Genomic DNA, 14,305 nt, shown 5'->3' with positions numbered 1-14,305 from the left:
GCGATTTCCCGGATTTGCGTCTGGAAAAGTGAGGAAATTTGGCAGATTTTCGATGTTGCGCTGACAAATTTTGTCATGAAGAAACTATGAAAATGCCATCTTCACTCTTGCGGCAATTTGTCCTGCCCCAAGTCCTCAACAGCCAGCAATCAACACGCTAATAAGATGACAAACCAGTGTTATCGATTCTCGACAGAGGGGAAATTGGCGATAGCCTTAAATTACAGATGCGCGACGGAGATTCGCTGAAGGGAGAAGCCAGACGCACAGCCGGCGTCTGGCCGAACTGAAGGATTAAGCAGTCTTCCAGGAAAACTTCATCAAAGTCCCGGCAATATCAATTACATCCTCATCCTTGAGCGGCCGGGCTCCGGCATTTAATGGCGTGTCATTGACCCGGGTATAAGTCTGCCCTTCGACATGGGTCAGTTCGTAACCATGCGGCCGACGCGTAACAATAGCCACCTGGATGCCAGGACGCCCAATCGTAGTCAACACCTTGGTCAGCAGCATTTCCTTGCCAGCACTAGGCCCATCCAGCACGGTAATGGTCGCATCCGGCCGCGGCACCGGAAACATCTTCGGCCGGTTGTCCTTGATTTCCTCATCCGTATCCACCTGGTACAGCAATTTGTACCTGGCCATCTGGATCACATCGTTATGCTGCAGGAAATGCTTGGTGACCGGATGGCCGTTGACCTGGGTGCCGTTGGTGCTGTTGAGGTCTTCCAGGAACGAATCGTTGTAGATAGTGATGATGACCGCGTGTTCGCCGCTGATGGCAAGGTTATCAATGACCATGTCATTGTGGGCGCGGCGGCCGATAGTGGTGCGCTCTTTGGTGAGCGTCATCTCTTGTATCACGGTGCCGCCTTTGGTCAGGATGATCTTCGCCATTCCTATCTCTCTCGGGAAACGCTATTTGTAAGTTAATTTAAAACCATGCTGCAGATCCGGCCACGTCCGCAGCTACTGGTATTGGCGTTGCTCATACATCGGTCTTGCATACTTCAGCAAACCCCCAGTTTAATGTTGTTTCGGGGCAATGATACTCAAATTTCGGGATTTATATTGCGGGCCCGCATATCGCGCTTGCCTTCAATTTTCACCGGCAATCGCAACACGCTTATTCGTTCTCCGGCACCCTGACCAGGATCACCGACACATTATCCTGACCGCCTGACTGGTTCGCGGCATTGATAAGCATGGTGCATGCCATCTTCAGGTCGCCCTGGGCGTCGCTGACAATGTTGAAGATATCATTGTCGCCGATCCGGTCCGACAATCCATCCGAACACAGCAGGTAAAGATCGCCGGGCTGCACCTGGTGCTGGTGGACTTCCACCACCAGCTGGTAATCGATGCCGACGGCGCGCGTGACAATGTTGCGGTTGTTGGCGAATTGCGCGTCTTCGGCGCGGATCAGGCCGGCGTCGATCTGTTCCTGCAGCAGGGAATGGTCGCGCGTGAGCTGTTCCAGCAAACCGTCGCGGATGCGATACGCGCGCGAATCGCCGACATGGGCGATGGCAAGGCTGCCTTGCGGCTCGAACCAGGCCACCACCAGGGTGGTGCCCATGCCGCGGTATTCCGGCTCGCGGCGGGCGGCGTTGATGATGGTGCTGTTGGCCTGGCGCACGGCCTGCATCAGCCACAGGCGCACCGGCAGCTCGTCTTCCGGCTTCTGCAGGCGGCGGTACTCCTGCAGCTGGCTTTCGATTTCTTCCTGGATGGCGACGGTGGCGATGCTGCTGGCGACTTCTCCGGCGTTGTAACCGCCCATGCCGTCGGCCAGGATCGCCAGCTGCAAGACATCGTCGACCACGACGGTGTCTTCGTTCTGTACTCGCACCATACCAATATCCGTTTTGGCGGCAAACTCAAGCGGCATATGTCGAGACACGATAAAAAGTTATGGCAGATCAGGTGATTGCCTAGTTACAAGTATTTTCCTTGGTTCTGCTGGGGACGGCAAGACAAATTGCAAAGTCGGCGCCGCCCCTGCTCCTGGATGCTACACCCGTAGCCAGACCTTGATTGTGCACGGGAATAAAAAAGGGAGCCGAAGCTCCCTTTTTTTGGTCCGGGCTGGTAATCGTCTATACGATAAACACCTGCCCTATTTTTCCTGTCAAGCCGCGATTACAGCATCGCCTTCAGCAGGCGCGCCATTTCCGATGGATTCTTGGTCACGGTGATGCCACACGCTTCCATGATGTCCAGCTTGGCTTGCGCAGTATCGGCGCCGCCCGAGATCAGCGCGCCGGCATGGCCCATGCGCTTGCCAGGAGGAGCGGTGACACCGGCGATGAAGCTGACCACCGGCTTCTTCATGTTGTCCTTGATCCAGTAAGCCGCGTTGGCTTCGTCCGGACCGCCGATTTCACCGATCATGATGACGGCATCGGTTTCAGGATCGTCATTGAACATCTTCATGATGTCGATGTGCTTCAAGCCGTTGATCGGATCGCCGCCGATGCCCACTGCAGACGATTGGCCCAGGCCCAGCGCGGTCAGCTGGCCGACTGCTTCATAAGTCAGGGTACCGGAGCGCGAAACCACGCCGATACGGCCCTTCTTGTGGATGTGGCCCGGCATGATGCCGATCTTGATTTCGTCCGGCGTGATCAGGCCTGGGCAGTTTGGTCCGAGCAGCAAGGTCTTGCTGCCGGCTTTTGCCATGCGGTCTTTCAGCGCCAGCATGTCGCGTACCGGGATGCCTTCGGTGATGCAGATGGCCAGGTCGAGCTCGGCTTCAACCGCTTCCCAGATGGCTGCCGCAGCGCCTGCCGGCGGTACGTAGATCACCGAGACGTTGGCGCCGGTGGCGGCCTTGGCTTCGGAAACGTTAGCGAAAATCGGGATGCCTTCGAAGTCTTCGCCGGCTTTTTTCGGGTTCACGCCTGCGACAAAAGCGTTCTTGCCGTTTGCGTAGTCGCGGCAGCCGCGGGTGTGGAATTGGCCGGTCTTGCCGGTAATACCTTGGGTGACGACTTTAGTGTCTTTGTTGATCAGGATCGACATATCTGTTCCTTGTTATTTGTTACTTACCGTTGGCCGCAGCAACAACCTTCTGCGCCGCTTCTTCCATGCTGTCCGCCGAGATGATCGGCAGGCCGGAGTCGGCCAGCATTTTCTTGCCGATTTCTTCGTTGGTGCCCTTCATGCGGACGACCAGCGGTACTTGCAGCGAAACGGCTTTGGATGCGGTGATGACGCCTTCGGCGATCACGTCGCAGCGCATGATGCCGCCGAAGATGTTGACCAGGATGGCTTTCAGGCCTGGGTTCTTCAACATGATCTTGAACGCTTCAGTGACTTTCTCGGCTGTAGCGCCGCCGCCGACGTCGAGGAAGTTGGCAGGCTCGCCGCCGAACAGCTTGATGGTGTCCATGGTGGCCATGGCCAGGCCGGCGCCATTCACCAGGCAGCCGATGTTGCCGTCGAGCGAGATGTAAGCCAGGTCGAACTTGGATGCTTCGATTTCAGCTGGATCTTCTTCGTCCAGGTCGCGGTAGGCGACGATTTCCGGATGGCGGAACAGCGCGTTGCTGTCGAAATTGAACTTGGCGTCCAGGGCGATGACCTTGCCGGAACCGGTGACGATCAGCGGGTTGATTTCAGCCAGCGACGAGTCGGTGTCCCAGTATGCCTTGTACAGGCCTTGCAACTGCTTGCGCGCATCGGCGATGGAGCCGGCCGGCACGCCGATCTTGGTCGAGATGCTGTCAGCTTCAGCGTCGGTCAGGCCGGTGGCCGGATCGATGACGACTTGGTGAATCTTTTCCGGATGGCTGGCTGCGACTTCTTCGATGTCCATGCCGCCTTCGCTGGATGCCATCAGCACCACGCGTTGGCTGACGCGGTCGGTAACCATGCTGACGTACAGTTCTTGCTTGATGTCAGCGCCTTCTTCGATCAGCAGGCGACGGACTTTCTGGCCTTCCGGGCCGGTCTGGTGTGTCACCAGCTGCATGCCGAGGATCTGGCTAGCGTATTCGCGCACCTGTTCCAGCGACTTGGCAACCTTGACGCCGCCACCCTTGCCGCGACCGCCGGCGTGGATCTGGGCTTTGACGACCCAAACCGAACCGCCGAGGGTTTCAGCTGCCTTGACCGCGTCATCGACGTTCAGGCACGGGATGCCACGCGGTGTTGTCACTCCGAACTGGCGGAGAATTTCTTTACCCTGATACTCATGGATTTTCATGCGAGCTTCCCTTCTGACACTTAATTAAATGAAATTGCTTGGTTGGATAAATGCGATTGCGGCGATTCTACATGCGACGTTTCTAAAACGGATTCGGTGCCGATTCCTGCTGGAGGGCTGATTGCCCACTTCGGATAATATTTGGCGACAACTGCGCCTTCACTGCGTAATGCATGGCAACGATCGAGCTGGGGCGGCTTCTGGTCGGCAGCGCGATTGATTTCGCCGCCGAAAGCCTGCAATGCCGCGGTCGGCAGTATCTGCGCCAGCTCGGTCAGATGCGTACAGCCGAGCGCGCCGCCGATATTCTCTCTCAGAGTGTGGCGGAAGCCCTTGACCAGGCTCAAGCCGATCAATTTCTTGTAATCAGGTTCGATGGTATTGCAATGGCCGCGATACGGCACCGCTTCGGAATTCGCCTCGACGCCGACGATCACGAACTGGCGGTCGAGCGTGAGCCTCAGCCACAGGCTGTGCAGCGGCTGGCCTGCCGGCAAGTTGCCTGCAGGCAAAGGAAGGTCGAAGGGTTTGGTATCGGTAACGTGCGCGTCGATTTCCCACAGGTCGTCGTCACGTACGAACGCGTCGATGTGAATCGCGCGGGTGTGCTTTAACGCTCGGCGGGAAATGGAAGGTGTCAGAGACATAATGGTGGACTGATTTGCGTGTCGTTACCACAGTTTCTATGGTAACTGCCGCTCCTGCGGTTTGCAAAAAACCCCAAAAGTGTAGCACAGCTTACGCACCTTAGCGATTTAGATCGACAATTGCAAAACAGCCATCGAAAGCCCCCGGGGCGGGGGCCATCGCTAAAAATCGGAATGAAAACGATGGTTTGGAGACCGCAGTTTGCCCAGGTTTCGGGGGATCGAAGTTGCCTGCTTCCTTGCCTCAATAATCCTCATCGTCATCGCCGCCCTTCACCGCGGCCTGGATTGCGCGATGAGAAAATCCGCGTTGCAGCAAGAACCGCATTTGCTTGGCGCGCTCGGCGGCATCGGCCGCCGGCTGGTTGAATTTCTTGCGCCAGACTTCACGCGCGCGGGCGACTTCGCCGCTGGCCAGGCCGGCCTTGATGTCCACCAGCGCTTCGGCATCGATGCCGTGGCTTTGCAGCTCCGAAAGGATGCGGCTGTTGCCGAAACGATGGGCGCGGCGGTGGATCAGCGATTCGGAAAAACGCGCCTGCGACAGCAGTTTTGCGGCTTCCAACGTATCCAGCAAAGCTTCGATATCGTCGCCTTCCTGTGCATAACGCGCCAGCTTGCGCGCCAGCTCCAGGCGGCTGTGTTCGCGCGCCGACAGATAGCGCAGCGCCCTGGCCTTGAGGCTGATCTGCAGTTTTGCCATGGCAGCTTCCTGTAATCCAAACCAAATGCATGTCTGAAACAAAAACGCCCTTCAACAATCCGTTTGACGGATATGTATGAAAGGCGTTTGCCGAACCGGGCCGGCTTATATCGCTATACAGCGATGGCTATCAGACCGGCTCTTCTGCCTTGGCGGCAGCCTTGCTTGCCTTGGCTGCGGCTTTTTCGGCCGCCTTGTCGCTGCTGTCAGACTTGATCTCGCCCAGCAGCGGCACGCCCAGTGAAGCGCGCACCTTGTTCTCGATCTCACGCGCCAGCTCTGGCCGTTCTTTCAGGTAGGTGCGGGCATTGTCCTTGCCTTGGCCGATGCGTTCGCCGTTGTAGCTGTACCAGGCGCCCGACTTCTCGACGATCTTGGCGTCGGAGCCGAGATCGAGGATTTCACCTTCGCGCGATGTGCCTTCGCCATACAGGATATCGAAATGCGCTTCCTTGAACGGCGGCGCGATCTTGTTCTTGACGACCTTGACCTTGGTTTCGTTGCCGATCACTTCATCGCCCGACTTGATCGAGCCGGTGCGGCGGATGTCCAGGCGCACCGAAGCGTAGAATTTCAGGGCGTTGCCGCCGGTGGTGGTTTCCGGATTGCCGAACATGACGCCGATCTTCATGCGGATCTGGTTGATGAAGATCACCAGCGTGTTGGTGCGGTTGATGCTGCCGGTCAGCTTGCGCAGCGCTTGCGACATCAGGCGCGCCTGCAGGCCGGGCAGGGAATCGCCCATGTCGCCTTCGATTTCGGCGCGCGGCGTCAGTGCAGCCACCGAGTCGACCACGATCAGGTCGACGCCGCCCGAGCGCACCAGCGCATCGGTGATTTCCAGCGCCTGTTCGCCGGTGTCCGGCTGCGAGATCAGCAGTTCGGACAGGTTGATGCCCAGCTTCTGCGCATAGCCGACGTCCAGCGCATGTTCCGCATCGATGAACGCGCAGGTGCCGCCCAGCTTTTGCATTTCGGCGATGGTCTGCAGCGTCAGTGTGGTTTTACCGGACGATTCCGGGCCGTAGATCTCGACCACCCGGCCGCGCGGCAAACCGCCGACGCCCAGCGCGATATCCAGGCCGAGCGAACCGGTCGAGACAACCTGCACTTCTTCGACCACGGCGCCGTCTTCCATGCGCATGACCGAACCCTTGCCGAACTGTTTCTCGATCTGCGCCAAGGCCGCGGCAAGGGCCTTGCTTTTATCCGGATTGGGTGCGGATTTTTTATCGTCCATGGTTGTTCTTTCGGCAAAAATGGTGAGTAATTCGGGACCTGATCTGAAACTCCAGGTAGTACTGTATAAAAAAACAGTGATTTATGCAAGCACTGTCGCATGTTTTTTGAAAACCTGGTGCATATTGTATGTGCAGATATCGCCGCCAGGGATGCAAACCGCCCAAAATTCACCGGCTGGAATCACGCTTTAGGTGCGAACTTATCGCAAACTTTGTTGTGGCGGCCCGGATGCATCGGGCGCATTTTATGCTTATTGCGCATATCGTCATCCGGAAAAGTAAAAAGCATGCCGGATGCGCAAGAGGATGCAATAATCGTGACGCACATTTCCGTGCCGGCAGCCGCTCCGCCGCCGGACCATGCATCATATTTCGAGGTAAGGGCAAGCGGTTTGCCCACTAATAATAGGGAGAAGGTATGCGTATTACATATTGGATGAAACCGTTGGCGGCCTCGGCGCTGCTGCTGGGCCTGCTAGGCTCGGCGCAGGCAGCCTCCGCGCCTGCGGTCGAAGCGAAGAACGGCATGGTGGTGACGTCCCAGCACCTGGCTTCACAGGTCGGCGTCGATATCCTGAAGATGGGCGGCAATGCGATCGATGCGGCGGTAGCGGTCGGTTATGCGCAAGCGGTGGTCAACCCTTGCTGCGGCAATATCGGCGGCGGCGGCTTCATGACCATCCACCTGGCCGACGGCCGCGACACCTTCATCAACTTCCGTGAAACCGCGCCGGCCGCGGCCAGCGCCAACATGTACCTGGACGCCAACGGCAAGGCGATCACCAACGCCAGCCTGTTCGGCTACCTGGCGGCAGGCGTGCCGGGCACCGTGCTCGGCCTCGACACCGCGCAGCGCCAATACGGCAAGCTGACCCGCGCCCAGGTGATGCAGCCGGCGATCAAGCTGGCGCGCGACGGTTATATCCTGAACCGCGGCGACACCGACATCCTCGATACCACCATCGCCCAGTTCAAGAAAGACCCGGAAGCAGCGCGCCTGTTCCTGCGCCGCGACGGCACGCCGTTGCAGCCGGGCGACCGCCTGGTGCAAAAGGACCTGGCCAAGACGCTGGAAGCGATCTCGCGCAACGGCCCCGACGCTTTCTATAAAGGCGCGATCCCGGCCGCGGTGGAACGTGCATCCAAGGCTGGCGGCGGTATCATCACCGCGGCCGACTTTGCCAGCTACAAGATCAGCGAAAGCGCGCCGCTGTCGTGCACTTACCGCGGCTACGTGTTCGTCTCCGCGCCGCCGCCCAGCTCGGGCGGCGCCACCATGTGCCAGATCCTCAACATTCTCGAGGGTTACGACATGAAGGCGCTCGGTTTCCATTCGGCCTCGGCGGTGCACTACATGACCGAAGCAATGCGCCATTCCTACATGGACCGCAATACCTTCCTCGGCGACCCGGCCTTCGTCAAGAATCCGCTCGACCGTTTGCTGAGCAAGGAATATGCGGCATCCATCCGCGCGAAAATCGCGGCCGACAAAGCCACGCCATCGGTGGAAGTACAGCCGGGCATGGCGCCGCATGAAAAACCTGAAACCACGCACTATTCGATCGTCGACAAGGACGGCAATGCGGTGTCCACCACCTACACCATCAACGGCCGCTTCGGCGCCGTGGTGATCGCGCCGGGCACCGGCTTCTTCCTCAACGATGAAATGGACGATTTCACCGTCAAGGCCGGCGTGCAAAACCTGTTCGGCCTGGTGCAAGGCGCCACCAACTCGATCGCGCCGGGCAAGCGTCCGCTGTCGTCGATGGCGCCGACCCTGGTCACCAAGGATGGCAAGACCTACATGGTGCTTGGCTCGCCAGGCGGTTCGCGCATCATCACCATCACCCTGGAAACGGCCTTGAACGTGATCGACTACGGCATGGCGCCGCAGGAAGCGGTCGATGCGCCGCGCATCCATCACCAATGGCTGCCGGACGAGGTGTATTACGAAACCCGCGGCCTGTCGCCGGACACCCTGAAAATCCTGGACGGCATGGGCTACAAGATGAAAGAGCAAACCCCTTGGGGCGCGGCTGAGCTGATCATGATCGGCCTGCCGGGCGCAGCCGGCGTCGCCGGCGCCAGCTCGGGCAACGATGCAGGCGTATCGGGCGTTGTCCGTCCGGGCTTGTATTACGGCGCCAACGATACACGCCGCCCTGCGGGCGCTGCTATCGGTTATTAAAATTACCTGCTTGATCCGAAAACGGGTGCTTTGCATCCGTTTTTTTTCGCCTGGTCATGAGAAAAAAGCATTGATGCATCAGTATTAATCGTTTTATTCCGCCTCAAATCAAATTTACACTGCGCCTATCCTCCCCCGATAGAGAGCGCGCATGTCCTCCACCAACCTGCCCACTAATCTGCAATATATGCTGACGTCGCTGCTGGGCGCCGAGCATGCTAACCAGTTATCCGGCCTGCTGCAGATCCCGGCCAGCACGCTGCGGCCGCGCGCCGATACGGTTTCCCGCATCGAAATAGCGCAGGCGCTGAACATGCTGCTGTTCGAGAAACTGCTGAAAGCCGTCCCGCAAGGGAACGATTATGTGCAGGACTCGGTACGCGCCGGTAACAAGATCCGCTTCGACCACGGCGCTTTGCGCACCGTGCTGGGCATCAGCACCGGCAACCTGCCGGCCGGCGAAGCGGCGTTCACCCGCATCCTGCGGCCGCTGGGCTACCAGGTGAACGGCATCTATCCCCTGCAGCGGATCAGCATGACCGGCCGCGCTTACGCGCACGAAGACGATGCCGAGGAAATCGCCCAGTTCTTCCTGAGCGAACTGCATCCGCACCATTTTTCCAGCGAATTCCAGGCCACGGTCAATAAAGTCTTGTCGACCTCGCAAGACCCTGTCGATGCGCACTCGGCGCAGCTATTGCAGCAGCTCGGCAACGACAAGGCCTTGCTGCTCGCCGATGCGCTGGCCTTGCTGCCGGTGCTGGTCGCCTGCTTCGACCGCCAGCATGCCCTGCCCAGCGTCGCCGAATACCAGGTCTTGCTGGCGGAATCGGCCGAAATGGCCTGGATTTCAACCGAAGGCAATGCCTTCAACCACGCCACCGACCGCGTCGCCAATGTGGAGCAAGTCGCCGATGCGCAGCGCGCGCTGGGCCGCGCCATCAAGGAAAAGATCGAAGTGTCCAGGAACGGCCGGGTGCGGCAGACCGCTTTTCGCGCCAGCACCGTCACGCGCCTGATGCGCGACGAGAACGGCGCCATGGTTGAAATGAAAGTGCCGGGATCGTTTTATGAATTCATTTCACGCGACCGCTACCTGGATGCAGAAACCCAGAGCGAAAAGCTGGACCTGACTTTTGACAGCGGCAACGCCCAGGGCATCTTCAAAATGACCGCCTCGGCCGACGCCGCCTCCTGCTGAAAACCGACATGAGCGATCCGAACCAGCTCCAGCAACGCATCAGCGACCTGCTGGGGCCGCAAGGCTGCCTGGTCGCCGCCGACCAGCGCCAGCCCTACGAAAAGGGCGCCCGCTACGGCGACGGCCGCAGCCTGTGCATCGCACGTCCGGCCAACGTCGAAGAAGCGGCCGAGCTGATGCGCCTGTGCGCCAGCGAAAAAATCCGCATCGTGGCCCAGGGCGCGAATACCGGCCTGGTAGGAGCGTCATCGCCGGACCGGTCCGGCCTGGACGTGGTGCTCGGCATGGAGCGCATCAAGGGCGTGATAGACATCGATCCGGTCGACCGCGTGGTGCAAGCTTATGCCGGCACCCGCCTGTCCGACCTGAACCAGGCGCTCAGGCAGCACGAGCTCTGTTTCCCGATCGACCTTGCCGCCGATCCTTCCCTGGGCGGCATGCTGGCCGCCAACACCGGCGGCGCGCGCCTGATCCGCTACGGCGACGTGCGGCACAACGTGCTGGGACTGGAAGCGCTGCTGATCGATCCGCCCGGCCAGCGCCTTGACCTGACCAACCGCCTCAGGAAAAACAATACCGGCCCTGACTGGAAACAGAATTTCATCGGCAGCGGCGGCGCCTACGGCATCATCACGCAGGCTGTGCTGCAAGTGCATCCGCTGCCGCAGCAATGCGCCACCGCCCTGGTAGTGCCGGCCTCGCTGCAGGCCGCCGCCCTGCTGCTGCGCGACGCCGAACGCAATTTCTCGGATTTCCTCAGCGCATTCGAGGGTATCTCGCACAATGCCATGCAATCCGTACTGCAGCATATCCCCGCCATCCAGGCGCCGTTCGAGCCGCTGCCACCCTACGCTTTCCTGATCGAACTGAGCAGCGCGCGGCCGCGCAGCGCCGACTTTGACCTGGAGAAAATATTCGGCGCCTGGCTCGAAGCCTGTTTCGGCGACCTGATCCTGGATGCCGTGATCGACAAACCCGACGTGCTGTGGCGCATGCGCCACGCCATCACCGACAGCGTGCGCCAGGAAGGCAAGGTAATCGCCTTCGACATCGCCGTACCGCGTTCAAGACTGGGCGCCTTCCGGGATGAAGCCATCGCGCTGCTGGAACACCGCTATCCGGGGGTCCGGGTATTCGACTTCGGCCATTGGGGCGACGGCGGCCTGCATTTCAACCTGGTGCTGCCGCAGCAGCTGGCGGACGACTTCCCGCCGCAGCGCGTCCACGCCCTACGCCAGGAAATCTACGACCTGGCAGTGCACAAGTACCACGGCAGCTTCAGCGCCGAGCATGGCGTAGGGCCGTTCAACCAGCAGTTTTACGAACGCTACACGGTTGCCGAATCGCAGGCGCTGGCCGCCAGGATGCAAACCGTATTCGACCCGGCCCAGTTGCTGGGAGTAACGCGCTTCGGCCCGGCGCCATAACGCGCATGCCTGACTCCCCGCGCAGCCAGGCTGGAATCGGCGTTGCAGGTAATGCTGAAAAGCGCCGCCGCGTTTGGTATAGTGCCTGCTCAGCAGCAAGCACGGCAGCACATACCTACTCGGCACCAAGAAAAATGCGCAGATTCATCCCTTCCACGTCCTGCCTGATCGCGTTCGATACGGCCGCGCGCCACCTGTCCTTCACCAAAGCCGCCAATGAACTGCACATGACCCAGGGCGCGGTCAGCCGCCAGGCCGCCATCCTGGAGGATTACCTGGGCGTAAAACTGTTCGAGCGCATCAATCGCCGCCTGATACTGACCGCGGCCGGCGCCGAATATGCGGTCCAGGTCGCCGCCATCCTCAAGGAAATCGAGATGGCGACCTTCCAGGTGATGGCGCACAAGAATTCCGGCGGTGTGCTTAATCTGGCAACATTGCCGACTTTCGGCGTCAAGTGGCTGATTCCGCGCCTGGCCAAGTTCACCGCCGCCCACCCCGATGTGATCCTCAACCTGAGCACCGAGGTGCTGCCCTTCGATTTCAACAGCCGCGCGGTCGATGCCGCAATCCACTTCGGCGAGCCGAACTGGCCGGGCGCGGTCATGGTGCGGCTGATGGGCGAGGAAGTGCTGCCGGTGTGCAGCCTGGAACTGAGCCGGAAAATCAAGCGCATCGAAGACCTGCCGGAAATGACGTTGTTGCAACACACCACCCGGCCGCAAGCCTGGCACGACTGGTTCAACCATGTCGGCGTGGCTTGCCCGGACGCCCTCTCGGGTCCGCGCTTCGAACAATTGTCGATGGTGATCCAGGCTGCCGCCGCCGGCCTCGGCGTGGCGTTGATGCCGAAATTCCTGGTGGAAACCGAAATCGCCCTCGGCCAGCTGCACGTGCCTTTCCCGTTCGCAGTCAAAAGCCCGCAATCCTATTACCTGACCTATCCCGAAAAAAACGCCAGCAAGGCGGCCGTGATCAAATTCCAGGAATGGATACTGGGCGAATTGGCCGAAGCCTGAGCAGCGCTCCTGCATGATCAAAGGTAATGATGTTCTGATATTTTTTGATTTTAAGAAATCTCAGTTTATTCCTTATACTCGGTGCTATCCCTCGCCCATTCCAGGGCGACCAGATTGACTTCGGAACAAAGGCCTTCCAATGACGCAAATCTCCACCATCTTCGCTGAACTCGGCTTCGATTTTTCCGCGCATGCCGGCGACGACCTCCATTCGCGCTCACCGCGCGACGGCGCAGCGATTGCATCGCTGCGCGCGCACACCGCGGCGGAAGCGGAAAGCGCCATCAAGAACGCCCATCAAGCCTACGAAAAATGGCGCGTGGTGCCGGCGCCGGTGCGCGGCGAGCTGGTGCGCATCCTGGGCGAAGTATTGCGCGAACACCGCGAACCGCTGGGCAAGCTGGTGACGCTGGAGTCCGGCAAGATCCTGTCCGAAGGCATAGGCGAAGTGCAGGAAATGATCGACATCTGCGATTTCGCGGTCGGCCTGTCGCGCCAGCTGTACGGCCTGACCATCGCTTCCGAGCGTCCCGGCCACCGCATGATGGAAACCTGGCATCCGCTGGGCGTCTGCGGCGTCATCACCGCGTTCAATTTCCCGGTTGCGGTATGGGCCTGGAATGCGGCGCTGGCGCTGGTCTGCGGCAATGCCGTGATCTGGAAGCCGTCGGAAAAAACGCCGGTGGTTGCGCTCGCCGTGCATGCCTTGTTCGAGAAAGCCGCAGCACGCTTTTCGCAACAGCGTCCGGACCTGCTGCCGGCCGACCTGTGCCAGGTGCTGCTGGGCCGCGCTGAAATCGGCGCCGCACTGTCCGCTTCGCCGCTGGTGCCGCTGGTCAGCGCCACCGGCAGCGTGCGCATGGGCCGCAAGGTCGCCACCACGGTCGCCGAGCGCCTCGGCCGCAGCCTGCTGGAACTGGGCGGCAACAACGGCATGATCGTCACCCCTACCGCCGACCTCAGCCTGGCGCTGCGCGCCATCACCTTTTCCGCTGTCGGCACCGCCGGCCAGCGCTGCACCAGCTTGCGCCGCCTGTTTGTCCACAGCAGCATTTACCAGGATGTGGTCAACCGCATCGAACGCATCTACGCCAGCGTCAAGGTCGGCGATCCGCTGGCAGCCGATACGCTGGTCGGTCCCCTGGTCGACCAGCACTCTTTCGAAGCCATGCAAAGCGCGCTGGTGCAAGCCAAGGCCGAAGGCGGCGTGGTGACCGGCGGCGAGCGGGTCCAGGTCGGCGACAACGGCAACGCATTCTATGTCCGTCCGGCGCTGGTGCGCATGCCTCGGCAAAGCGACATCGTGCATCACGAAACCTTCGCGCCTATCTTGTATGTGCTGCCCTACGATCATTTCGAGGATGCGGTGCGTCTCAACAATGCCGTGCCGCAGGGTCTGTCGTCGGCCATCTTCACCAACGACGTGCGTGAAGCGGAAGCCTTCATGTCTGCCAGCGGCAGCGACTGCGGCCTGGCCAATGTCAACATCGGCACCAGCGGCGCGGAAATCGGCGGCGCTTTCGGCGGCGAAAAGGAAACCGGCGGCGGCCGCGAATCCGGTTCCGATGCGTGGAAAACCTACATGCGCCGCGCCACCAACACCATCAACTACAGCCGTACCTTGCCGCTGGCGCAAGGCGTCAAGTTCGATATCGACTAAGCGGTGTTG

General features: G+C 60.1%; 11 protein-coding genes and 1 pseudogene. 5 read left to right on the top strand and 7 right to left on the bottom strand.

Going from position 1 to position 14,305, the window contains the following annotated elements; translation table 11 throughout:
* Positions 1-294 precede the first annotated feature (294 nt).
* From AC07RZ_RS12630 to recA, 7 genes and pseudogenes are all read right to left on the bottom strand, one after another.
* Positions 295-897 carry an FHA domain-containing protein gene (locus AC07RZ_RS12630; RefSeq protein ID WP_342829950.1) on the bottom strand — a complete coding sequence of 201 codons (603 nt, stop codon included), beginning with the start codon at positions 895-897 and terminating at the stop codon, positions 295-297.
* A gap of 229 nt (positions 898-1,126) precedes the next feature.
* On the bottom strand, positions 1,127-1,891 hold the full coding sequence (locus tag AC07RZ_RS12625) for a Stp1/IreP family PP2C-type Ser/Thr phosphatase (RefSeq protein WP_342830061.1): 765 nt from the start codon (positions 1,889-1,891) through the stop codon (positions 1,127-1,129).
* 251 nt (positions 1,892-2,142) lie between these two features.
* Positions 2,143-3,024: a succinate--CoA ligase subunit alpha gene (gene sucD, locus AC07RZ_RS12620; RefSeq protein ID WP_092355167.1), complete on the bottom strand. Its 882-nt coding sequence runs from the start codon at positions 3,022-3,024 to the stop codon at positions 2,143-2,145.
* A 19-nt stretch (positions 3,025-3,043) separates the two neighbouring features.
* Positions 3,044-4,216, bottom strand: a pseudogene (sucC, locus tag AC07RZ_RS12615) (ADP-forming succinate--CoA ligase subunit beta); the annotation flags it as partial.
* A gap of 14 nt (positions 4,217-4,230) precedes the next feature.
* Positions 4,231-4,857 carry a DUF2889 domain-containing protein gene (locus AC07RZ_RS12610; RefSeq protein WP_494668140.1) on the bottom strand — a complete coding sequence of 209 codons (627 nt, stop codon included), beginning with the start codon at positions 4,855-4,857 and terminating at the stop codon, positions 4,231-4,233.
* 244 nt (positions 4,858-5,101) lie between these two features.
* A complete protein-coding gene (gene recX / locus AC07RZ_RS12605; RefSeq protein ID WP_144739311.1) occupies positions 5,102-5,560 on the bottom strand; it encodes a recombination regulator RecX in 459 nt (152 codons plus the stop codon).
* Between the two features lie 130 nt (positions 5,561-5,690).
* A complete protein-coding gene (gene recA, locus AC07RZ_RS12600) occupies positions 5,691-6,800 on the bottom strand; it encodes a recombinase RecA (protein WP_092400709.1) in 1,110 nt (369 codons plus the stop codon).
* Between the two features lie 437 nt (positions 6,801-7,237).
* Here recA and ggt point away from each other — a divergent pair, with 437 nt between their 5' ends.
* The 5 genes from ggt (at position 7,238) to amaB (ending at position 14,296) form a co-directional block, all read left to right on the top strand.
* A complete protein-coding gene (gene ggt, locus AC07RZ_RS12595; RefSeq protein ID WP_222426292.1) occupies positions 7,238-8,989 on the top strand; it encodes a gamma-glutamyltransferase in 1,752 nt (583 codons plus the stop codon).
* A 166-nt stretch (positions 8,990-9,155) separates the two neighbouring features.
* Positions 9,156-10,190: a DUF1338 domain-containing protein gene (locus AC07RZ_RS12590; protein ID WP_494668175.1), complete on the top strand. Its 1,035-nt coding sequence runs from the start codon at positions 9,156-9,158 to the stop codon at positions 10,188-10,190.
* A gap of 8 nt (positions 10,191-10,198) precedes the next feature.
* On the top strand, positions 10,199-11,617 hold the full coding sequence (locus AC07RZ_RS12585) for an FAD-binding oxidoreductase (protein ID WP_494668139.1): 1,419 nt from the start codon (positions 10,199-10,201) through the stop codon (positions 11,615-11,617).
* Between the two features lie 134 nt (positions 11,618-11,751).
* Positions 11,752-12,636, top strand: a complete 885-nt coding sequence (gcvA, locus tag AC07RZ_RS12580; RefSeq protein WP_144739316.1) for a transcriptional regulator GcvA — start codon at positions 11,752-11,754, stop codon at positions 12,634-12,636.
* A 139-nt stretch (positions 12,637-12,775) separates the two neighbouring features.
* Positions 12,776-14,296 carry an L-piperidine-6-carboxylate dehydrogenase gene (gene amaB / locus AC07RZ_RS12575; protein ID WP_494668138.1) on the top strand — a complete coding sequence of 507 codons (1,521 nt, stop codon included), beginning with the start codon at positions 12,776-12,778 and terminating at the stop codon, positions 14,294-14,296.
* Positions 14,297-14,305 lie beyond the last annotated feature (9 nt).

Source organism: Collimonas sp. GW821-FHT07E08, assembly GCF_059418905.1.
Note: the sequence above shows the minus strand (reverse complement) of the source record. Positions and strands in the feature narration are given on the sequence as shown.

What these genes read in the sequence shown, in the direction of transcription:
- AC07RZ_RS12610 (WP_494668140.1), bottom strand. Translation starts at nt 4,857, where the DNA reads ATGTCTCTGACACCTTCCATTTCCCGCCGAGCGTTAAAGCACACCCGC.
- AC07RZ_RS12625 (WP_342830061.1), bottom strand. Translation starts at nt 1,891, where the DNA reads ATGCCGCTTGAGTTTGCCGCCAAAACGGATATTGGTATGGTGCGAGTA.
- sucD (WP_092355167.1), bottom strand. Translation starts at nt 3,024, where the DNA reads ATGTCGATCCTGATCAACAAAGACACTAAAGTCGTCACCCAAGGTATT.
- recX (WP_144739311.1), bottom strand. Translation starts at nt 5,560, where the DNA reads ATGGCAAAACTGCAGATCAGCCTCAAGGCCAGGGCGCTGCGCTATCTG.
- AC07RZ_RS12585 (WP_494668139.1), top strand. Translation starts at nt 10,199, where the DNA reads ATGAGCGATCCGAACCAGCTCCAGCAACGCATCAGCGACCTGCTGGGG.
- recA (WP_092400709.1), bottom strand. Translation starts at nt 6,800, where the DNA reads ATGGACGATAAAAAATCCGCACCCAATCCGGATAAAAGCAAGGCCCTT.
- amaB (WP_494668138.1), top strand. Translation starts at nt 12,776, where the DNA reads ATGACGCAAATCTCCACCATCTTCGCTGAACTCGGCTTCGATTTTTCC.
- AC07RZ_RS12630 (WP_342829950.1), bottom strand. Translation starts at nt 897, where the DNA reads ATGGCGAAGATCATCCTGACCAAAGGCGGCACCGTGATACAAGAGATG.
- gcvA (WP_144739316.1), top strand. Translation starts at nt 11,752, where the DNA reads ATGCGCAGATTCATCCCTTCCACGTCCTGCCTGATCGCGTTCGATACG.
- ggt (WP_222426292.1), top strand. Translation starts at nt 7,238, where the DNA reads ATGAAACCGTTGGCGGCCTCGGCGCTGCTGCTGGGCCTGCTAGGCTCG.